The 21007-nt window shown below is 57.8% G+C and carries 19 protein-coding genes and 1 pseudogene; 11 read left to right on the plus strand and 9 right to left on the minus strand.

What is annotated here, in order from left to right; translation table 11 throughout:
- Positions 1-546 (minus strand): sigma-70 family RNA polymerase sigma factor (locus Q4Q11_RS23385; protein ID WP_498570976.1); only part of this gene is annotated, 546 nt, incomplete at its 3' end.
- Positions 547-833: 287 nt separating this feature from the next.
- Between Q4Q11_RS23385 and Q4Q11_RS23390 the strand changes: the two genes are divergently transcribed.
- The 5 genes from Q4Q11_RS23390 (at position 834) to Q4Q11_RS23410 (ending at position 3774) form a co-directional block, all read left to right on the plus strand.
- On the plus strand, positions 834-1100 hold the full coding sequence (locus Q4Q11_RS23390; protein ID WP_112339617.1) for a BufA1 family periplasmic bufferin-type metallophore: 267 nt from the start codon (positions 834-836) through the stop codon (positions 1098-1100).
- A gap of 46 nt (positions 1101-1146) precedes the next feature.
- Positions 1147-1431: a BufA1 family periplasmic bufferin-type metallophore gene (locus Q4Q11_RS23395; protein ID WP_113215486.1), complete on the plus strand. Its 285-nt coding sequence runs from the start codon at positions 1147-1149 to the stop codon at positions 1429-1431.
- A 108-nt stretch (positions 1432-1539) separates the two neighbouring features.
- On the plus strand, positions 1540-2394 hold the full coding sequence (gene bufB / locus Q4Q11_RS23400; protein ID WP_498570977.1) for an MNIO family bufferin maturase: 855 nt from the start codon (positions 1540-1542) through the stop codon (positions 2392-2394).
- A 10-nt stretch (positions 2395-2404) separates the two neighbouring features.
- Positions 2405-3160 (plus strand): HvfC/BufC N-terminal domain-containing protein, encoded by a 756-nt coding sequence (locus Q4Q11_RS23405; RefSeq protein ID WP_498570978.1) that lies wholly within the window; start codon positions 2405-2407, stop codon positions 3158-3160.
- Between the two features lie 128 nt (positions 3161-3288).
- Positions 3289-3774: a DoxX family protein gene (locus tag Q4Q11_RS23410; RefSeq protein WP_498570979.1), complete on the plus strand. Its 486-nt coding sequence runs from the start codon at positions 3289-3291 to the stop codon at positions 3772-3774.
- A 111-nt stretch (positions 3775-3885) separates the two neighbouring features.
- Here the strand turns inward: Q4Q11_RS23410 and Q4Q11_RS23415 are convergent, their stop codons facing one another.
- Positions 3886-4842 (minus strand): phytanoyl-CoA dioxygenase family protein, encoded by a 957-nt coding sequence (locus Q4Q11_RS23415; protein ID WP_498570980.1) that lies wholly within the window; start codon positions 4840-4842, stop codon positions 3886-3888.
- Between the two features lie 473 nt (positions 4843-5315).
- Here Q4Q11_RS23415 and Q4Q11_RS23420 point away from each other — a divergent pair, with 473 nt between their 5' ends.
- Entirely contained in the window at positions 5316-6233 is a 918-nt protein-coding gene (locus Q4Q11_RS23420) for a DUF1003 domain-containing protein (RefSeq protein ID WP_113215491.1), read from the plus strand.
- A gap of 278 nt (positions 6234-6511) precedes the next feature.
- Positions 6512-6712, plus strand: a complete 201-nt coding sequence (locus Q4Q11_RS23425; RefSeq protein WP_113223643.1) for a hypothetical protein — start codon at positions 6512-6514, stop codon at positions 6710-6712.
- Between the two features lie 470 nt (positions 6713-7182).
- On the opposite strand, the gene Q4Q11_RS23430 is transcribed toward Q4Q11_RS23425, so the two are convergent.
- The 3 genes from Q4Q11_RS23430 to Q4Q11_RS23440 all read right to left on the minus strand — a co-directional run bounded on the left by Q4Q11_RS23430 (position 7183) and on the right by Q4Q11_RS23440 (position 9312).
- Complete coding sequence (locus Q4Q11_RS23430) at positions 7183-7977, minus strand: Imm49 family immunity protein (protein WP_113223644.1); 795 nt, start codon at positions 7975-7977, stop codon at positions 7183-7185.
- Positions 7978-8244: 267 nt separating this feature from the next.
- Positions 8245-8646: a DUF5615 family PIN-like protein gene (locus Q4Q11_RS23435; protein WP_498570981.1), complete on the minus strand. Its 402-nt coding sequence runs from the start codon at positions 8644-8646 to the stop codon at positions 8245-8247.
- A 12-nt stretch (positions 8647-8658) separates the two neighbouring features.
- Positions 8659-9312: a DUF433 domain-containing protein gene (locus Q4Q11_RS23440; protein ID WP_498570982.1), complete on the minus strand. Its 654-nt coding sequence runs from the start codon at positions 9310-9312 to the stop codon at positions 8659-8661.
- 472 nt (positions 9313-9784) lie between these two features.
- On the opposite strand from Q4Q11_RS23440, the gene Q4Q11_RS23445 reads away from it, so the two are divergent.
- The 4 genes and pseudogenes from Q4Q11_RS23445 (at position 9785) to Q4Q11_RS23460 (ending at position 12996) form a co-directional block, all read left to right on the plus strand.
- The gene (locus tag Q4Q11_RS23445) at positions 9785-10249 is read left to right on the plus strand and encodes a DUF932 domain-containing protein (RefSeq protein ID WP_113223655.1); all 465 of its coding nucleotides are present in this window, start codon (positions 9785-9787) and stop codon (positions 10247-10249) included.
- A 624-nt stretch (positions 10250-10873) separates the two neighbouring features.
- Entirely contained in the window at positions 10874-11368 is a 495-nt protein-coding gene (locus tag Q4Q11_RS23450) for a hypothetical protein (protein ID WP_498570983.1), read from the plus strand.
- Between the two features lie 247 nt (positions 11369-11615).
- Positions 11616-12269: a hemagglutinin repeat-containing protein gene (locus tag Q4Q11_RS23455; protein WP_498570988.1), complete on the plus strand. Its 654-nt coding sequence runs from the start codon at positions 11616-11618 to the stop codon at positions 12267-12269.
- Positions 12270-12282: 13 nt separating this feature from the next.
- Positions 12283-12996, plus strand: a pseudogene (locus tag Q4Q11_RS23460) (IS6 family transposase).
- A gap of 20 nt (positions 12997-13016) precedes the next feature.
- Here Q4Q11_RS23460 and Q4Q11_RS23465 read toward each other — a convergent pair.
- The 4 genes from Q4Q11_RS23465 to Q4Q11_RS23480 form a co-directional block, all read right to left on the minus strand.
- Positions 13017-14036: a hemagglutinin repeat-containing protein gene (locus Q4Q11_RS23465; RefSeq protein ID WP_498570984.1), complete on the minus strand. Its 1020-nt coding sequence runs from the start codon at positions 14034-14036 to the stop codon at positions 13017-13019.
- Between the two features lie 19 nt (positions 14037-14055).
- A complete protein-coding gene (locus Q4Q11_RS23470) occupies positions 14056-14523 on the minus strand; it encodes a hypothetical protein (RefSeq protein ID WP_498570985.1) in 468 nt (155 codons plus the stop codon).
- A 104-nt stretch (positions 14524-14627) separates the two neighbouring features.
- On the minus strand, positions 14628-15095 hold the full coding sequence (locus Q4Q11_RS23475) for a hypothetical protein (RefSeq protein ID WP_498570986.1): 468 nt from the start codon (positions 15093-15095) through the stop codon (positions 14628-14630).
- Positions 15092-20968 (minus strand): beta strand repeat-containing protein, encoded by a 5877-nt coding sequence (locus Q4Q11_RS23480; RefSeq protein WP_498570987.1) that lies wholly within the window; start codon positions 20966-20968, stop codon positions 15092-15094. Before Q4Q11_RS23480 ends, Q4Q11_RS23475 begins: the two co-directional genes overlap by 4 nt.
- Positions 20969-21007 lie beyond the last annotated feature (39 nt).

A 21007-nucleotide genomic window follows, 5' to 3' on the forward strand; every position in this document is an offset into this window, starting at 1 on the left:
ACTCCGATACAAAGCCGCAAGCGCCTTTAGCGCGCGATGCAGAGCCACGCGCACCGCCCCTTCCGTCATCTTCAGCCGGTCCGCCGTTTCCCGCACGCTGGTGCCTTCGACGGAAATCGAGCGCACGATCGTCTTCCCCGGATCCTTTAACTGTTCCAGCATACGATCGACATCGAGCCGGTCCAAGGCGTCGGTATGCTCTTCCGCTTCCAGGAAATCGATCACGTCGTCAATCGGCACGCTCACATGGCGCCCACGCCTTCTCAGGCTGTCGATCAGCTTGTTGCGTACGATCGTCGACAGCCAGGGGCCGATCGGACGCGATGAATCCCATGTGCCGCGCTTCAGATGGACGGCCAGCAGCACTTCCTGAACCACATCCTCAGCCTCGCTTACCGGCGCGCCCAGCTGATCGCAGCGTCTTTTCGCCATGGCGCGCAGACGCGGCGTCACGGCGGTGAGGAAACGGTGGTAGGCCTGCGCATCGCCGTCAATGGCGGCACGCATCCAGACTGCCCATTCCTTTTCGCGCGCCGAATGATTCACTCGACATCTCCTCTACGCGGGACCGCAGGCTTTCGTTACCGGCAACGACACTTATTTTTCAAGCTTTTTCCGTTTCCAGCGTAACAGCCGAACCCCCTCGCATTTATCGGTGCCGACATAGGCTCCTGCCATGAAGCGTGTACGACTCCGGCTGGGCAAGTAGCCGGCATAATATAAATGACGTCATCTCGAAAAAAATTTCGATGCGGCTGTAACATGCGCTCCAGACGCTCCGTAGACCTCGATGCAAGCCAATGACGGCTCGCATCCATCTAGGAGACAGATCCATGAAGAACAGCATCCTCACCCTGGCCATTGCTGGCTCGATCGCCTCGGCACTTGCATCCGTCGCCGCCCCGGCTTCGGCCGCCGATACCAAGGAAAAATGCTATGGCGTCGCCCTCAAGGGCCAGAACGATTGTGCCGCCGGCAAGCATGATTGCGCCGGCAAGTCGACCATGAGCTACGACAAGATGTCCTTCAAGCTCGTCCCCACAGGCACCTGCACCTCGATGAAGACCCCGAAGGGCCACGGCTCGCTGACCCCGGCCTGATCCGAAACCGGATCGATTGTCAACCATCGCTCGTAAGGAGTTTGCCATGAATAAGATGTCCTCACTCGCGCTGGCCGCTTCGGTCGCAGCCGCAGTGACGCTCGTTGCTGGCACGACGACCGCATCGGCCGCCGATACCAAGGAAAAATGCTACGGCGTCGCCCTCAAGGGTCAGAACGATTGCGCCGCCGGCCCCGGCACGACCTGCGCCGGCACCTCGAAAGTCGACTACCAGCGGAACTCGTGGAAGCTGGTTCCCGCCGGGACCTGCGAGACGATCAAGACGCCGAGCGGTCACGGTACCCTGGCACAGGGTCCAGCCCCGGTCTGACAAGGCAGCGCAAACGCGTGGGCGGCGCAACCTTTTACGAGCGCCGCCCGCCTTCCGAACGCAAACCGCGTCAACTTTGCTGGAATTGCCCGAATCCGGAGGCCCGCAATGAAACCGTCAGAACTTCCCCGCCGTGCCGGCGTCGGCTTCAAGCCGGAACATTTTGCCGCGATCAATGGCGCCGCGCAGCCCATCGGCTTCTTCGAAGTCCATGCCGAAAACTACATGGGCGCCGGCGGTCCGCCGCATGCGCGGCTCGGCAGGCTGCGTGAGGATTATGCCCTCTCCATCCATGGTGTCGGCCTCTCCATCGGCTCGATGCAGCCGCTCGATGCCGATCACCTCGCCCGTCTGAAGATCGTCTGCGATCGTTATGAGCCCGAGAGCTTTTCGGAACATCTCGCCTGGTCGAGCCATGACACCACTTTCCTCAACGACCTCCTGCCCCTGCCCTATACCGAGGCGACGCTCAGGCAGGTCTGCGCTCACATCGATGAGGTTCAGGCACGGCTCGGCCGCCAGATGCTATTGGAGAATCCGGCTACCTATCTGCTCTTCGAGGAAAGCACGATCGAGGAGACGGAGTTTCTCGCCGACGTCGTCCGCCGCACCGGTTGCGGTCTGCTGCTCGACGTCAACAATGTCTTCGTCGCCGCCACCAATCATCACATGGACGCACGCGCCTATATCGAGCGCTTCCCGGTGCAATGGGTGCGCGAGATCCATCTAAGCGGCCATTGTGAGACCATCGACGATTCAGGAGCACCGCTTTTGATCGACAGCCATGACGCGCCGGTCAAGGATCCGGTCTGGACGCTGTATGAGGAGCTGATCGGCCGGACCGGGCCGATCGCCAGCCTGATCGAATGGGACAATGACGTGCCGGAATGGACGGTTCTGAGAGCAGAGGCCGAAGCCGCCGAGGCTATTATGAAGCGCGCCGCCGTACGTCGGGCAGCCTGAGGAGAACATAATGTCTCTCGCCATACAAAGTCAGTTCGCCGCAGCCCTCATCGATCCAGGCCTCGCCGTACCCGAAGGGCTGATGGCCTGGAACGGCCCGAAGCCTGCACGACGCTTTGGCGTCTATCGCAACAATGTCGCCATCGGCCTGATCGGCGCGCTCGCGTCGCGCTTTCCGGCAGCAGAAAGGATCGTCGGTGAGGAATTCTTCGCGGCCATGGCGCATGAATTCATCCGGCTGCATCCCCCGCGATCACCCCTGTTGCTCGCCTATGGCGATGACCTCCCTGATTTCGTCGAGACTTTCGAGCCGGCACGGGAAATTCCCTATCTGCCTGATGTCATGCGATTGGAAGTCGCACGGGGGCGGGCCTATCACGCCGCTGATGCGATACCGCTCGATGCAGCCTTGTTGGCGACTGTCGAACCGGCGGGTCTGGCGGAACTGGCTTTCGTGCCGCATCCCTCCGCCAGCATCATACGTTCCGCCAACCCGGTCATCACTATCTGGGCGATGAACACCGGCGAAATCGAGCTTGCGGATATTGCCGATTGGTCGGGCGAGGATGCTCTCGTCGTCCGCCCGCACATGATCGTCGAGGTGCATGGCCTTCCGCCGGGCGGGGCCGCGTTCCTGGAGCAGCTATTTGCCGGTGCCGCTCTTGGCCGTGCCTTCGAAGCGGCTCTTGCCGAAGCTCCGGATTTCGATCTTTCCGCCAACCTCGCCGGCACGTTTACGGCGGGTGCTTTCATGGCCATTCGCTGAACGCTGGAGGCGGATGATTTCAGGCCGAAACGACCCGAAATCTGAATCCGCCCTGAAATCAAAGGGTAGAGCATGATGTCGTCCGAAATCCCTTCGCACTTCGGCATCATGCTTGAGGGAGAACCGACATGCAGAACCAGATGATGACGGCCGCTCCGGCCGAGCGCCAATCCATGCCCCGAAGGCTCTATGACAGCCTGAAGCTTCTCGACCGCATCCCGCATGATCTGATCGCACTCGTTGCGCGATTGTCGATCGCCGCCGTCTTCTGGCAGTCAGGCCAGACGAAGGTCGATGGCTGGCATGTGACCGACAATGCCGTCTATCTCTTCCAGACGGAATACAAGCTGCCGCTGGTCGATCCTTGGATCGCCGCCCATATCGCCGCCTTCAGCGAGCATTTCTTTCCCTTTTTGCTCGTCATCGGCTTCGCAAGCCGGCTCTCGGCGCTGGCGCTGCTTGGCATGACTGTGGTCATCGAGGTCTTCGTCTATCCCGATGCCTGGCCGACGCATGGCACATGGGCGACCTGCTTTCTGGTGATCATGGCCGGCGGGCCTGGACGCATCGCGCTCGATCACCCGATCGCCAGGTGGTTCGCTCGCTCGGCCTGAGATCGGCCGGATGGGAGCGCCAATTGCGCGTGGCGCTCCCCGATGCCAAGCTGCTGCGTAATTCCTGCGCTGTCGCCTCGCAAAACTGCTGCGCAATTTGCATGGCATGCGTCAGCGAAGAACGGGTTCGCCGTGGAAGCGGCGGCGCGACGGCTTGGAAACGCCGAAGCCGACTTCCATCATCAGCCGCGGCTTCTGCGTCGGCACAGTGCCCATGTGGAAGCCGAAGGGATCCTCGACGAAGCCGGATCCGGCTTTGCCGGTCAGCGTCAGCGCATTCGCCTCGCCATAATAGTCGAGCACCTCGTTTGCCGGATGCCCGACAAGCAATGTCAGCTGATGCCGGACTCGCCGGCGCCTGTGGCTTCCCTTGACGAAGACATGCGGTCCGGTGCCCTCGTCCACATCGACCAGATTGAAGAAGAATTTCAGCATCCGCCAGTCGTCGAGATCGAAGTGATATTTGTCTAGCGAGGCAAGGCTTCTGTCGGTCTCGGAAGCCTGGGTCGGAAAGCTCCACCAGATGCGGGTGGTGATCACCTTGGCCTGCCCGCCGAGATATTGGCGGGCAACGTCGATCAGTAGCGGATCGCGCTGGACAGCCATGACTGCGGGGCAATCCAGCGAGCGTTCGAAGAAGTGACCGCTGAGGATCGATCGCCCGAAATGCGCCTCCGCTTCTCTGTGTTCGCTGGCGGTGAATTCAAGCTTCCTGTTGAAATTTCCGTAGCAGCCGGTATTTCCGGCGAATTCGGCGATCTCCTGATGAATGTGATCCGGCAGCATCAGGTTCGGATAGATGCCATCCGTCCGCAAGGCATCGACGACGGCGCTGCGCTCGACGCCGGCAAACATCGAGGCGCCGGAAACGGGGAACCTGACGGTTCGCTTGGTGGCGAGCCAATGGATCCGCCGAAACGGCAAGGTCCTGGCCAACAGGAACATGGGCAACCAGGCCGGATTCTCTTTGAGATCGGTCAAGTAAGTCGGTATCCTGACAGCCATACGCTTGAAGCGGCCGCCCTGCCGGGCGATGGACTCCAAGTCATTTGCCGGGGGATTGTGCATAGCTATCCTTTCTGCACAGTGCGAAACCCTTGGCAACAGGCCCAACTTCCTGTTGATTCGATTTAATCCTTTGAAACTTTAAGCTAATTCGCGCTGGCGAATGTCTGCTGCAGTGCGGCAAATAGAAGTCGGCAGCCCTTGGTCAAGAGGACGAAACTCGAAATCTGATTGACCCGATAGAAACTCTTGCGGAAACACGCCGGGCGCTCCAAAACGTTTGCCGGATCGCCCGGTGCGGTTGTTTCTGAGGCTTGACGGCCCAGGCGTCACGGAAGAACGCGGGAACAGCGCGTTTCATTTGCTGTTACTTAGGATAATAGCGCTAAGAACCGGTCAGGCGCAGATGAAAAGAGGAGATTGCGAGTGCGGGGCGGCGGTTTACGCCGGCTGCGTTTCCGGCAGTCTTCTAACAGTCACATTCCTGTTCCCATTATTGGATAGATGAGCGAGAAAACGTCAAAGAAGGCCCCCATATGACTGAAACAAAGACCTTTGATCCGGCGGAAGGCATAGTCGATTTCGACGCTGGCGAGGGCGAGAGCCCGACCGTGGTGGAGATGGACGATTATACCAAGAGTCTCGCTCAGGCGAAGGCCAAGTCCGTCAAGCTTATCGACGCCATCACCGGCCAGGTGCTGAAGAAGAAGGACGCGGTTCACGTCGACGACCTCCGCCCCTCGCTTGCGGATTTCATTCGGCTGAAGCATCCCGAGCTGCGCGCCGACGATTATGTCAGCCGCAAGGTCATGGATGACTATCGCGCGCAATATATCGCCGAATTGCTGACGGTGGAGCGCGGCGAGCTTTCAAATCTCGAGGACGAGGTCGTTGAAAGCCTGAAGACTCATGATACTCTCGCCGAGAATATCGAAGAGGACTACGAGGACAACCGCTCCATCGGCGACCGGATGGCCGATGGCGTCGCCTCCTTCGGCGGCAGCTGGACCTTCATCATCTCCTTCTGTCTGTTTCTCGCCGTCTGGATGGCCATCAATCTCATCATGGGCGACAAGCAAGCCTTCGACGCCTATCCGTTCATCCTGCTGAACCTGGTTCTTTCGACGATTGCGGCCCTCCAGGCGCCGATCATCATGATGAGCCAGCGCCGCCAGGAAGAAAAGGATCGCCTGCGCGCTCTCAACGACTACAAGGTCAATCTGAAGGCCGAACTGGAAATCCGCCATCTGCATGAAAAGGTCGATCACCTTCTCAATCGCCAATGGGAGCGTCTGACCGAAATCCAACAGATCCAGATCGAGATGATGCTGGAACAGGCGAAAGCCGCCACGCGGGCGATCAAGGCCAACAAAGCGGCGAAGGCGAAGACCAGTGCATTGAAGAGCCTCTTCACCAAGGTCAAGGATCCCGATTCGGACGATTCCGTCAACTGACCTTGGACCCAAGCGGCTGCACTTAACCGATCGGGCACAGAAGGCAGAGCTATCGCGTCAATACGAGTTGAAGCGGACCCTGAACAAGGGGTTGGGATTGGGGATGTAGTTCACTAGCATGCGGATGTCCCGGGCTAAGGTTCCAGGCCATTTGGCTTCTGCAATCCCGACCCTTTTGCAGGCGAGTAGGGTCTGCTGCCGCAGGCGGAATCTCCAACCGTTGCATTCACTGAAATTGTCGCTTTTTCTGATCGCCTATCTGGAACAAGGAGATCGCTATGGTGAAGCTTGCATATGGTTTAGGGGGACTGCTTGCTCTGGTCGGTCTCGTCTGGATGGGGCAGGGCAGTGGGTATTTTCCATATCCGGCCGAGAGCTTCATGATCGACCAGTCGCCCTGGATTTATCGGGGAGCTCTGGTCGCCATTGTCGGCGTTGTGGTGATCGCGCTGGCGCGACGCAAGCGGCCGCTCCCGTGATTGCCCCTGTTCACCAGTGTCGCAGGAATCTCTTCGCCCCGCACTGCAGGACCACGGCGAAAACGATCAGCGTATAGATCGGTACCTCCGCGGAACGCCTGAAGGTGGCTTCGGTCGATTGGCGACGCTTACGACACGGAACATCGATTTGAACTGACTGTGGATTGGCGTGGGTCCCATGGCATCGATCCGAAAGCAGGGGGCCTTCGTACTACTCTCGCCGCCTAATTTCTATTCGATGGACGCACTGTAGGCGGCACACATGGCCGCATAAATTAAACCAAACAGCCTCCGGCAAACCCGGCGCAGAACCTTGTCTCTGCCTGGATCGCGATCGTTACAACGTTGGTGGCTGTGTTGCCCCATTGAGGCAGGAGAGCGCAATCAATAATAGATTGAACGGGGCCAGCCGATTTGAAGGGTTTAGATCAAATAAGGCTCAGCTCTCTTTTGACAGCAGCGTGCAGCCATCATGCCAGAAATTTGTATCGTAAATCGTAGTGCGATAACGGCCGTACCGGGAGCCATTCCGCAGGAACGAGGGGCGAGCTTACTTTAACTTCAAACCCATGAAACCAGGCAATTTTGGCGTAAATGACCGCGTAGCTTGAAATCAGGCTCTCTGTATATCCAGTTTCGTCGTTCGCCCGGCTCCGCACCGCCCTAGGCTCGGCGACGGCGGCAATCGCCGCCTCCATACTTGGAACGTCACGATCCGCCAGCGCCAGAAAAAACTGATGATCGATGATGTATTTCTTCAGCTGCGACGTTTTCGGGGGATCGGCCAAGACCCGTGCGCAGCGATCTCTCAAGCGATCCCATTCGCCGCGAATGGCAACGACGCCCTGATAGGCAAAGAAATCGGCGGTTTTCGTATTTTCGATCCGATCCGGATAATAGAGGTCCGGGTTATTCGCATACCACTCGATGAGGTCTCGGTTGTCCGACAGCAACGGATGCAAAAGCTCCAGAAGCTTGCCAATTGCACCGTTCCGGTCGATTTCGATCTCGTAGATTTTTCTTTTCAGGCTGGCAGACAGAAAAAACCAATCCTTCATCGCATTCAAATCGTGCAAGCCAAACCATGCGTATATGGCATTCGCAAAAGCATTGCTGCGAAGATTGCGCAAACATCCTTCGAAACTGCCAGTTCCCGCTTCAATAAATGACAAGGCTCGCTGAACAGAGACAGAAAGTGCCTCCATATGCCCTTTCACATGTATCAGGCGCTTCTCGGCAGCCTCACTGAGATTTACGTCAGTCATGGATCACCTATTTTATGCAGCGTGTCGCTCACCACTCCGAATAAGCGCCCTTCCAGCTTTCCGACCACCCGAGAGGCAGCCTCACGGGCGGATCGCAAAGCGACAACTGCTTTTTGCCACGGCTTCCTCAGCTCGTGTCGTTACTCCCGCTCTTGATGGATGGCTATCTGGCCCAGACGCGGATCTCCGTCGATCAACCCGCTAGCGGCTAGCAAGCGGAGCGCTGAAATCGCCCGCGTAGGCCATTCTCGTCACGCCCCTTTCCCTCTACTCCTGTGGCAATGCGTAGCGAAGCACGCGTAGCTCGTCGTCATCTTCGAGCGAAATCTCCAGCACCTGGTTGACCAGGTCCGGCGCGACCTCCAACTCCTGGAGCGCCTGCTCGAAAAGCTCGATTTGCATGTCCAGATCCATGCCAGGTGGTCCATTCAGACAGATCAGTCCGGCATGGATCGCGACGTCTGCATATTGCCCCTTGGAGCCAGGCGTGTCCTTCGGTCCGCGAAAATCCACCGAGTTCTTGGTTACGAATGTCCAATCACCGCCAAGGATGATCGGCGTTAGTTCCCAATCCTTGCGGCCGGCCAAACCCATCCAGACGACGTGGCTCGTTTCCCCCGTGACCCTTGTCTTTGGCGACTTTCGCAAGTGCCGGACTGAGGCATTCATCGATGAGGAATTTCATCCCGCCTTCCTACTGCGAGCGACGCGGCGGTCGGCGATGATCGTTGCGTCCTCGGGCAAATCGGTGGAGACACGCGGACGCCCACGAAGCGGATTCGCCTCCGCATAGATCGCAGCGAGATGCACCTTCACGGCGTCAAGGCTCGGCCAAGCGTCGAGAATACGCTCGATCGGGAGTCCAGCCGCCACGGACGCGGCGACATCGTAGACCGGAACACGCGTACCGCTGATAACCGGTGTGCCGCCCAAAACATCGGGTGACACCGAGACGAGTTCGCGGGCGGCCGCAAGATCGGCCAACCGCTTGCTCGTCTCCTTGACGAACGGAAGCAGGTCGATGGTCAAGAAGTCGTCGCGTACAGTCCAGTCCTCACGCAACAGCGCCGGCCAAGCCTGGAATCGCGAGCGCGTCAAGCGCGGACCGATGGTCTTGATCGCAAAGAGTCGCTCTTCCGAGGTCAGGCGTCTGGCGCTCTCGAAGTAAAAGGATATGAACGAGCACGCGCCGGCCAGAACGTGCCGACCATTGTCGAGCGAGACAAACACTTCTGGCAGAATGTGCTCGTCGATGGCGCGGTTCACGTCGCGCAGGCTCACGCGCGCAACGACAGCGGCCTCGCTCGGCTTCAGCATTTCCGCAACAGCTGTCATGTGGGCTTTCCTAATTAATTCTTCCGATTGGTCGGAATATATAATCTTGACGCGCCAGTTACAAGTTTTCTCCTAAAATCTTTCGATCCGGAAGGTGTGCACGTCGCTTTTGCGAGCGCGCTCTATGCCTACGGCACGGAGCCAGGCTCAAGCCCCTCTCCGCTGATGCCAGTAACGATCGCATCGTGCGGGCTGCTCTCGCAGCGCCTTGACGCCGGCACGCGACCAATGCTCGCGCATTTGTCGCTGACACCGGCGACTTCCTTTCTTCAGTCGGGAAAAGAGGAGCGCTGCCCTCTCTTCCCAGCAAGAACAAAAAGCCGTTTCCCCATCCTTCGGGCTGACGCCCTGCAGGACGATCGCCCTCGGCTTTTTCTTCCTGCCCCCTTCTCTCCCGCTGGTCCGCCCGAGCTCGGGAAGCAGGAGCCAAGTGCTCACGCTTCGCGAGATCAAGGGAAGAAAGGACAAGCTCATGACGATCTATACCGATACCGCCCGCTACGACACAGGCCGCGCCATGACCGAACTGCGCAGGGCCGCGCCCTCGATCTTTGCAACGACAACGCATGAAAGCCGGTCCGAGCGTTTCCAGCCGATCCCGACAATCGATGTCCTGCGTGGCCTCATGAAAGAGGGCTTTGTCCCCATCGGCGCAAAACAGTCGTCGAGCCGGATCGCAGGAAAGGCGGATTTCACCAAGCATCTGATCCGCCTGTGTCGTATCGATGACGGCAATATCTACAATGTCGGAGACACCGTTTGCGAAATCTTGCTCAAGAACGCCAACGACGACACCAGCGCCTACGAATTGCTGGCAGGACTCTTCCGTTTATTACCTGCAGGCAATAAACGGAACTATGTCCGGAGCAGGACTATGTCCCGCAAGCGCAAAAAAGTGTGTAATTGCTGGATGATATCAAGTCGTTGCCATCCATAGCAAACTCCCGCCCGGGCACTTCTGCCCTGATAGGAGTTTTCATGAACAAGCAGTCTTATGATGAAGCACGGTCGTTGGCCAAACAGCGAACGGTCCGCTCGGTCCTTCTATCCGCGATTTCTTCGCCATTTTGATCAAGCGGGCTATGTCGGACGCACCGTCTACGCAAAAATCTACCGGGCAGCCGACTTCGATCGTTGGCTAGATGCCGAGCATATCGGACTCAGCGCCGTCGATGAGCAATGCGTTGCACGTTATCACGCGAGGGATAGCGGCTGTCGTTTGGCATTTAATTGTAAGAATGCGCCCGTTCCGGGAGGTGATGGCACTTAATGTGAGATTCTTTGCTGGAATTTTCGGCTCTGCACGGCTTCCGATACGGCAATAACCCTTTGTTAAACTGGGTTTTTTGATGAAGCTTGGCCGCAGTTTGCCATATTTCCCATGGCGACGAATCTCACATTAAGTGCAAAAATGGAAACCAGAATCTCAAATTAACTGGTCAATCTCAAATTAACTGGTCAATCTCAAATTAAGTGCCGCGCTATCTTGTTGAAATTATTGCGTGCGGAGTCTTGCGATTAAAGGCCCTGCCCTCACGGGTAAGGGCGTGATCATTCACCCTTGATTCAAGAATTGTTAATTGGAACGGCGATGCAGCAAAAGTGCGACATTTATTTCAGTGAACCTACGCGAACAGATCGCCTTAAGTTTGTCAGCATGTTTGACAAGAATTTTCGATATGAAGAAGGCAAAGTATATGTCGGTTATTTGGGGGTCAATGTTGATAGAGTAAAATTGGTCTCCATCGTATCTGATTTGCGAAAAAGTAATATAGCCTGTTTTAGCGCCCCGATTGAGTATAGAGACAATGAAAAATTGTCACTCGATGCCGCAATCGTTTTGGCTAATGAATATGCAAAATCCATTGAAAACTCCGTCGCACTTTCATCCATGTTAAAATCAAAATCCCCTCCGGTATATTGGGCTTTTGATTTGGAGAACGAGGGATTTGACGGGAAAGCTGGCGGAGTTGTTATGGTTGATCGGATTGATGGTCACATTTGGAGTCAACGTGAATATGAGGAATACATGTATGACTTCAATAATATTTTGTAGTTAAGCTCGATATAAAACTACGGTAACAGTCCACTCATTTTGTGGCACGGGGCGAAATACTACTTTCTCATGACCGTCATGGGTGTGAGGAAGCATAGGCTGCCTTCGCCGAGTTTACATCGACGGCGGCTGAATTCAACCTGACCGGTGTGCCGCGATCCGATCGGACGACGATTGATCACGCTCTCATCCGCGGATTGTTTACCGCGAGAAAGCCACTGGCGTCACTCAGGTCAATAGTCACGTCATCGGGACCGGCAACGTCACCACCGTCTCCGGTGGCGACACCACGCTTGACGGTGCCGTCGTCTCAGGCAATAGCGTCTCGACGATCGCGGGCGGTGATCTCAACATCGTCAGCCGTCAGGATACGGCCACCTATGACGAGAAGACGCTCGGTGCCAGCCTTGGTTTCTCCAATCTGACAGGAATCTCGGGCGGCGCGCAGGTCGGCAAGACAAAGGGCACTTACGCCAATGTCGCCGAACAGTCGGGCGTCGTCGCTGGCGATGGCGGCTATCACGTCACGGCCGGTGGCAATGTCGGTCTCATCGGCGGCGTCATCGCGTCCACCGCTGATCCCGCCAAGAACGATCTGACGGCCAGCTCGCTCACCTTCTCCAACCTCGAAAACACCTCGAAGGCCTCCACCTCGAGCTACGGCTTCAGCCTGACGCCTGGCGGCATCCCGGTTCCAAGCGTCGGCCAGCCGGCCAAGCAGAGCGACACGGGATCAGCCCTCGCCACGCTGACGCCGGGCAAGCTCACGCTCTCCAACCAGACCCAGGATCTCGAAAGCCTCAACACCGACCTCTCCAAGGCTAACGACACGGTCAAGCCGTTCGACATCGACAAGCTCAAGGGTAGCGTCGCCTTAACCGGCTGGTTGGGATCGAGTTGATATTCGGGTTTTTATGACCGAATCCCTGCACGCACACTTCAAACGCCACCGCTTTCCCGCCGAGATCATCGCCCATGCGGTGTGGCTCTATTATCGGTTTCCGCTCAGCTTCCGTGACATCGAAGATCTTTTGGCGGAACGCGGCATCAACGTCTCATTCCAGACTGTATCGGAATGGGCGGCGAAATTCGGCTTGAAGTTTGCGCACCAGCTCCGACGGCGCTCACGAGGCCACTTTGCCGATAAGTGGCAGCTCGATGAGATGGTGGTGACGATCAAGGGAAAGAAATACTGGCTGTGGCGCGCCGTCGATGCAAACGGTTACGTCCTCGATGCCCTGTTGCAAAGCCGAAGAAACAAGGCAGCCGCCCTGCGTCTGATGAGAAAACTGCTCAAGGATCAAGGGATCACCCCGCGCGTGATGATAACCGACAAGCTGCGTTCCTATTCGGCCGCGAAGGCCGAGTTGATGCCGGGCATCGAACATCGCTCGCACAAGGGATTGAACAACCGAGCCGAGAATTCTCATCTGCCGCTACGACGATGAGAGCGACGTATGATCCGCTTCAAGTCCGCGCGACAATGTCAGCGTTTCGTCTCAACTCACGGCCAGATCGCCAATCTGTTTCTTCTTCACCGGAAATACTTGACCGCCGCAGACCATCGTCCGCTTCGCGCTGACGCCTTCTCCACCTGGCGAAAAATCGTCTTGTCAATTGGAACGTGAAAATCAGGCCGAAGGGACTATTACGTCTCAAATGCGGTTAAGGCGACGCCACCGTCGCCGGCCTTAAGCGTGATGTCTCCGCCGGCCTTGATGGTGGATACCGCATTGGTATCGGCACTCTGGTTGACTTGATCGGTAAAGCGCCCGACGCCGATGCCGATCGAGGCGCCGCCGCCGTTAGTCGAGACCTGGATACCAAAGCCAGAACGCTTGTCGCTCTTCGAGGTGTCGTCGCTCTCATGGCCCGGCAAGATATTGATATCGCCGGTTGCGTTACCCGTGACATTACCGTTGGTCGCGGCGATCGAAGAGCCGATAATGTTGAGGTCGCCCTTAGTGGCGTTGAGGGTGATGTTGCCATTGGCGGCAGACAGCGTCGAGCCGATATTGTCGCTCGAACTTTCGCTGATCGTCTTGTCATGGCTGCCATAGATCGAGATAAACCCACCGCCGGAACCGACGCCGATGCCCGACTTCTTGGTCTGCTTATCGCTCTCGTGTTCCTCCTGAGCCCCCATGACGGTGACGGTGGAGCCGGAGAGGCTGAGATCATTGCCCGCTGCCATTTCCGAACCCGATACGACAGCCTCGCCACCGGCGCTGGCATTGATATTGCCGGATGCGGAAATCGAGGAGCCAACCGTATTCTCGTCGTAGGTATGGGTATGGGTCTTCGACGATGAGAGGAAGCCGCTTTTCTTGCTGTCGGTAGTGGTCTCGTCGGTGTCCTTGCCGGAGGCGATAACGATGTTGCCCGCTGCCTGGATGTTGGCGTTGGCCGTGTGCGTCGCATCGCCTGCTGTGACATCAGAGGCCGAAATCGTGACATTGCCACCCGTAGAGGCGATATTGACGCCAGTCTGGCCCGAGATCGACGAGCCTTCTGCCGTCGTCGTTGCTTCGCTTGCCTTCTTTGAACCGGACTTGCTGGACGACGACGCGCTATCCGTTGCCTCACCAATGGTGATATCACCCTTGGCGGCGAGGTTGGCGGTACCGCCCTTGGCATCGACATCGGAGCCGAAAATGCTGCGGTTCATCGACATAGCGCGCCCGATGCTACTTTTCGTCATCCCAGGCTGGCTTTGTCATGTTGATTCCTTGCGTAAGCTCATTCAGCCGCCCTTCGACGCTTTCCCTCATGTGAGCAGCATCGTTTTTTTGATGTGGAACGCCCGTTGGTGACAAATAATAGGTCTCCTGAGGCGCGCCATCGAGGATCGCCCTCTCCGCTGGCGGATAGTGTGGAAAACTATCACTTTCGAACGCCTTCAGCAGCTTTTCGGGCAAAACACGGATCGCATGCCCGCGGTGGCGCATCAGGAAGTGATCGGTGCGACGCCAATGCTCGCGCAATTCATTGAGCTCTGCCTCGGGCCAATTGTGGTGATCGTCATCATGCTTGTCTGTTATCGATTCAAAACAATGGATATCACGCTGGAGGCGACGATCGCGAACTTCGACAGCTTCACCAAGAGTCAACCGCTCACCACAGTGCATGCAGATGAGATAGTAATTTCCGCTCAAGATCCAAACTCCACCAAAGCGTACCGCAGATATTCTTTAGCGGAGAACGGCTTCCCTGAGAGAAGCATGGTACCCATATTGATCTTCAGAATGCCGAAATACCTTCATTCTTTGCCATCCCAAATCGGCTTTCCCACCTCTACTCCTAAGGAAAGCTCTCGTAGTCGTTGCTTGACGCCCTTCGGTGCGAGGACCGCATCCTGCGTCTGGTCCGGTACACCCGTCGGAATGAGGTAGTAATTCTCTTCGGGCGCACCGTCGATAATCCTCGGATCTTCCGGGGGGTAGTACGGAAAAGTATCATTCTCAAAACGATCTGCCAGCTCGCCGGGGAGCACCCGAAGCTCGTGGCCCCGATGCCGCATGAAAAAGTGGTCAAGGTAGCGCCAATACCTGTGCAACAGATTCCGCGCCGAGTCGGGCGTCTTGCTGTAATCGTTGCTATGACCGTCAGCGATGGCTGCAAAACCATAAATAGTTTGATCTAAACGATCGTCCTGGATCCTTATGGATTTTCCGATAGTGAGGTGCTCACCACAATCCATACAAAAAATGTGATAATCTTGGCTCATGGTCTCGTCCAGGTAATTGGTCCCTGAGTGGTAATCACGGTGAGTTCGTTCATCTTGGCGTAATCGGGGCTGTTTGCTATCCGTTCCATGAAGGTCCTGACGTTATCAGGATTGTTCCAATTTGTCGTTCCTGTGGCATTGATAATGACCTTCGCTTGACCAGCGTCAGCTTGGGCTTGAGCTTCTGCCGGACCAGTCTGACGTGCGAAATTGTCAATTGCAGCCTTGATATTGTTCGCGAGAGTATTTTTCGAATCTCCAACCAGGCTTTTCTCCTCGACGTAGAACTGCGATCCATCCTCCGCCGTCACTAGATAATCCGGTCCAACAGTATTCGTCCCGCGTATCCTGATCGATTTTATTCCCGATGTGTCCGCCAGATAATTCGCGCCGTCGACCTCACTTGCCGTGGTTTCAGCGCCGTCAGCAAGCGAAACGCCCGATCTTATCGGATAATTGACGCCGTTAACTTCGATGTGTGGTTGGGATGCAAGATACTGACCCTGCAGCCATACCTCATCCTCGGCCAATTGCTTAGAACCAGCCGTATTCGCATCCATGATCCTTTCGTCAGGGGTCTTGCCGTTTTCCCAATCGTCATTGCTGGCGATCTGTACCCCGTAGGCTTGAGCCACCTTTTGGATAGCCTCGATACATGTCTCGGCAGCATCCTTCGAGACGTAGTAGGTCAGGCCGTTATAGACAAACGTACAACCCTCGACTTCGGCATGGGCGGAAGTAATCAGCCAGTCGAAGAAATTGTGCTCGTTCTCGGCGTGATTTGAGCCGCAGCTCGACAATTGGTTGAGGATGCCCGGATCGTTCCAGTGCGCGAGAACCGTGCCGACGCCGGCCCGATCGCCTTGTGACAAGGTGGCATCCGAGAACATCTTGTCAAAAGCGCTGCCGAGTGTTTGGGCGATCGACTGCCCGGCATTGACCGCTGCCTGCAGGCTCTGCATGGAGACATAGGGCTCTAAATCGATATGCTTGTTCTTGGTGATAACGTTCTGCTGGGACGGATCGGTGTTGATCTGAGCGGGAGTGCCCGTCTGCCCGCTCTGCTCGAGGGCAGCCTGCTGGTCCGGATTGCGGATGGTTATGTTGCCAGCGCCGCCGCTGCCGCTAATCGTCGCCTTGACGGACTGCTCGACATCGTCGAGCTGGTACTTACCGCTGGCGCTGGAGTTGTTCCTGGTCTGACCGTTGGCATCAGTGCCGGAGTAGAGATCGATGTCGGCATTGACCTGATAGCCCTGGTACTTCTGCGTGCCGACAAAGTCGGACCACGTCAGCGTACCGGTGTCGAGATTGACCGCGCCATCGGTCGAGATCAGGCCAGATGCGGCGAGATTGGTGTTCTTGCCGACAGTGATGTTTTGGTCGCCGGAGGAATAAAGCCCGGCCGGCGTATCGATCCAATTCGTCGACCCCTTACCGGAACCGAAGCCCGGCTGCACGCCGCCAAGCGTCAGACCACCAAGAGCCGTGCCGATGTTGCCTGATGTCAGCAAATCCTGGCCGGCAGTACCGCCGACCGTCGGGCCGGTGAAGGAAAAGCCGAGCGAGGCCGAACTGTTGGACTGGCTACCGGTGTTCGGCGTCGAGACGATATTGAGATTGCCGCCGACGTCTCCTTTGATCGTATCGGCGGAGAAGACGGTGTTGTTGAGCGTCGTGTCGCCCTTCGAGACGAAGGTGATGTTGTTCGTCGCGCTAACGGTCGAGATCACCTGTGTGGTTGAGGAACTTGACGATTTCGACTGGCCGGCCGAGACGCTGGCCGTCGGTGTGATGCCGGTCGCTCCGCCCATGCCTACGCCAACGGACACGCCAATGCTGGCGCCGGCCGACTGGCTGCTCGATGAGGCATCGGTCGTCGCCTGGGCACCGGCCATGTCGATATTGTTGGCGGTAATCTTTACGCTGCCGTTCATCGGATCATCGGCATGATCTGCACTAGCCGTGGCTGAGATCTGCGCGCCACGGCTCACAAGATCACCATCGGTCGAGATATCGACCGACCTACCTGATATCGTCGGCAGGACCGGTGTCGAGGTCGAAACCGATGTCTCGTTCTTCGAGTAGGTAAAGCCGGCCGTCAGGGAGACAGAGGCAAGATTGCCGGCATTGACGCTATCCTTGAGATTGGAGAGTGCATCGTAGGCTTGCATACCGGCGAAGGCGACGTTGGCGGCCGAATAGCCGTCCGTGACCTTGCCAAGCTTGGAAGCAAGGTTCTCGATGCTCTGGCCGGCGCCGACGAAGCTGGAGGAGACGCCGACGCTGACGCCGGCAAAGAAGCTTGTCGCCACCTCATCGAAATTGGTAATGTCATTGCCTGAGAGGATGTTGACACCGTTTTTCCCGACGATGGTGACGCCACCGCCAGCGGCAATCTGTCCCGCCTGATCGTTGAAGGTGTCGCCGGCCTTAAGCGTGATGTCTCCGCCGGCCTTGATGGTGGATACCGCATTGGTATCGGCACTCTGGTTGACTTGATCGGTAAAGCGCCCGACGCCGATGCCGATCGAGGCGCCGCCGCCGTTAGTCGAGACCTGGATACCAAAGCCAGAACGCTTGTCGCTCTTCGAGGTGTCGTCGCTCTCATGGCCCGGCAAGATATTGATATCGCCGGTTGCGTTACCCGTGACATTACCGTTGGTCGCGGCGATCGAAGAGCCGATAATGTTGAGGTCGCCCTTAGTGGCGTTGAGGGTGATGTTGCCATTGGCGGCAGACAGCGTCGAGCCGATATTGTCGCTCGAACTTTCGCTGATCGTCTTGTCATGGCTGCCATAGATCGAGATAAACCCACCGCCGGAACCGACGCCGATGCCCGACTTCTTGGTCTGCTTATCGCTCTCGTGTTCCTCCTGAGCCCCCATGACGGTGACGGTGGAGCCGGAGAGGCTGAGATCATTGCCCGCTGCCATTTCCGAACCCGATACGACAGCCTCGCCACCGGCGCTGGCATTGATATTGCCGGATGCGGAAATCGAGGAGCCAACCGTATTCTCGTCGTAGGTATGGGTATGGGTCTTCGACGATGAGAGGAAGCCGCTTTTCTTGCTGTCGGTAGTGGTCTCGTCGGTGTCCTTGCCGGAGGCGATAACGATGTTGCCCGCTGCCTGGATGTTGGCGTTGGCCGTGTGCGTCGCATCGCCTGCTGTGACATCAGAGGCCGAAATCGTGACATTGCCACCCGTAGAGGCGATATTGACGCCAGTCTGGCCCGAGATCGACGAGCCTTCTGCCGTCGTCGTTGCTTCGCTTGCCTTCTTTGAACCGGACTTGCTGGACGACGACGCGCTATCCGTTGCCTCACCAATGGTGATATCACCCTTGGCGGCGAGGTTGGCGGTACCGCCCTTGGCATCGACATCGGAGCCGATGACGCTGATGTTGCCCTTGTCAGCCTGGACGGTGACGTTGCCATTCTGCGAGATGATCGACGAACCGTTGCTCGTAACCGCGGTCGAGGACGACTGACCACCCTTGTAGCCGGTGGCAGCACCGGCGACTGTCTTAGACTGACTGCTGGTCTGATCCTCGGACGCAGTGATGGCGATATTGCCATTCGTCGAGACAATGCCGAGATTGCCACCGGCCGTGAGCGTCGAGCCGCCGATCAGTACGCCTTGGTTGCCCGATACCAGCATGGCGCCGCCGGCGATGAGCGACGAGCCCTGCTGCGTCTGACTGGTGGTCTTGAGGGTCGTGCCGCGACTAATATCGACCGTCGTATTCTGAACGCCGGCAGAGATAATGTTGACGGTGCCACTGGCGGAGGCGACGGATAGATCGCCGCCAACCTTGGCGGAGCTGGCGATGATGTTGACGCCGTTGGTGCCGGCAATGCTGAGATTGCCACCTGTGTTTACGGTGGTACCGACCAGTGTCTGGACGCCGCCATTGTCCTGCTTGACGGCGCCGAGCGTGACGGTCTGACCGGAGAGCTGCGCAGTGCCGCCGGCGGCCACCTTCGTGCCGCTCAGCGTCAGACTGCCCGCCCCGGCATCCATCTTAAGGTTGCCGCCGGCCGTGACGCCGCCATTGGCGGCAACGATGGTCTGTCCGCCGATGTTCATCGTCTGGGCGGCAAGGGTAATGCCGTTGGTGGCATTGAGGTTCATATTGCCGCCGGCGAGGAACGCCCCACCATTAGCTTTTATGCTGCCCGCGTTGATGGTCATGCCGTCGGCCGCAGCAATCGCGCCGGAATTGTCGACGCTCGCCGCGTCGATGCTGACCGTGTTGCCGGCAATCGTGGCCGCAGACGTAACCTTTGCCCGATCGGCGGCCGAGAGATAGACGACCGGCACTAGCACCGGCGCACCATCGACGATCTCGGTCTGGTAGATGACCATCGATCGCGTCAGCGACGCGGCCTGCTGTGGCGTCAACGCCTGCCCGAGGCCAAGTCCGTTCGCCTCAGCGTAGGCGACGCCGTTGTCGAGCAACGACTTCATCTGCTCGGTGGCGTTATCGCCGGGAACGAAGGATCCCGCGCCCAGACCATTGCCGACCAATTGGCGCATCTGCTCGTCGATGAGCTGATTGTCGAAATAGGCATCCCCGAGGAAGGGAACCTTGGTTTCGGGCGTATAGCCGATCCGGTCTATGAAATAACTCGACCCATAAAACTTCGATACGTCGAGGAAGGCAGCCCGCGTCTCGAACAGGAAGACCTGGCCTGGAACCGTGCCGCCGACGCCGCCGGACTGCGGCTTGGCAAGTGAAGCGAGCTGCGCGCCATTCGTCTGCAGGATCTGAGTGAGATTGCCGCTGTTGCCGATCGCGGCAGTGAGCTTGCCCATCAGGCTGTTCGGATTGACCGAAGCGCCGGCAACCGTCAGGGTGTTGCCGCTGATCGCAGTTCCGTTAGATGCAGTCACACCGTTGTTGCTGACCGCAACACCGTTCGCCACAGCCAGGTTGCCGCCACTAATCGAAGGACCACCGCTGGCCCGCAGATTGCTGCTGCCGATCGCCGGCCCCGAGCCGATCGTCGGACCGCTGCCTGTAAGCGACGGGCCGCTGCCCGCGTTGGCGCCGCCATTGGCTGTTACGTTTGAAAGTGCCGCACTGACATTGAACAGAGCCCCGCCGGCGGTCATGCTGCCCAGCGCACCAAGCGGATTGTTCGTCGTCGCAGGAGCGTCAATCGCAACCTGACCAGCGATGGAACCATTGGACGCAACGTTATTGACCGCGCCACCGCCGTTAATGGCGAGGCCTCCACGTGCCTGGATGACACCCGAGATGGCGCCGACCACCTGGACGTTGACTGTGGTGCCGGGGTTGAGGTCCTGGCTCGGATCGCGCGTGCCGTTCGGGTTCGGTGAATAGGTCGGCGTTACGGTGACGGTGCGGCAACCGCCATTCGGACTCGTATTGCTGCAATCGATCGCATTCGTAGGATCGGTCGAGGAGACGTCGGGATAATATTGGCAGGGGGTACTACTGTCACAGATCGTCTGGGTGACGCGGTTCAGCGTCGCGCCGTCATTGGTGAGCGTGCCCGCGACGGTGAGAAGCATGTTGCCGTCGGACTTGATCGAGCTGTAGCCGTTCCAGAGGTTGGTGGCGTTGATGGTCAAGTCCCGACCAGCGCGGATCTGCGCAGAAGCCCCGGCTCCGCTGATCAACTGATCCTGCGAGACGATCTGGCTGACCAAGTGATCGATGGTTTGTACCCAGGTGTAGGTCGCGGGGTCATGATCGCCCGAACCATTGCAGCGGGTCGCGCATTGGTAAGTCCTGGTGATCACGTCATAGGCGCTGAGGATGGCGTTGGAGATCTGAACGTTGCGCTGGATTGCCGGCGCCGAAGTCGTGACATTGCTCAGGCCATTGGTCAGGATCGACATTGTGCCGCCGGACTGAATGAGACCGGCGGAGTTGACCAC

This window comes from Rhizobium sp. UFLA01-1127 (assembly GCF_059803845.1).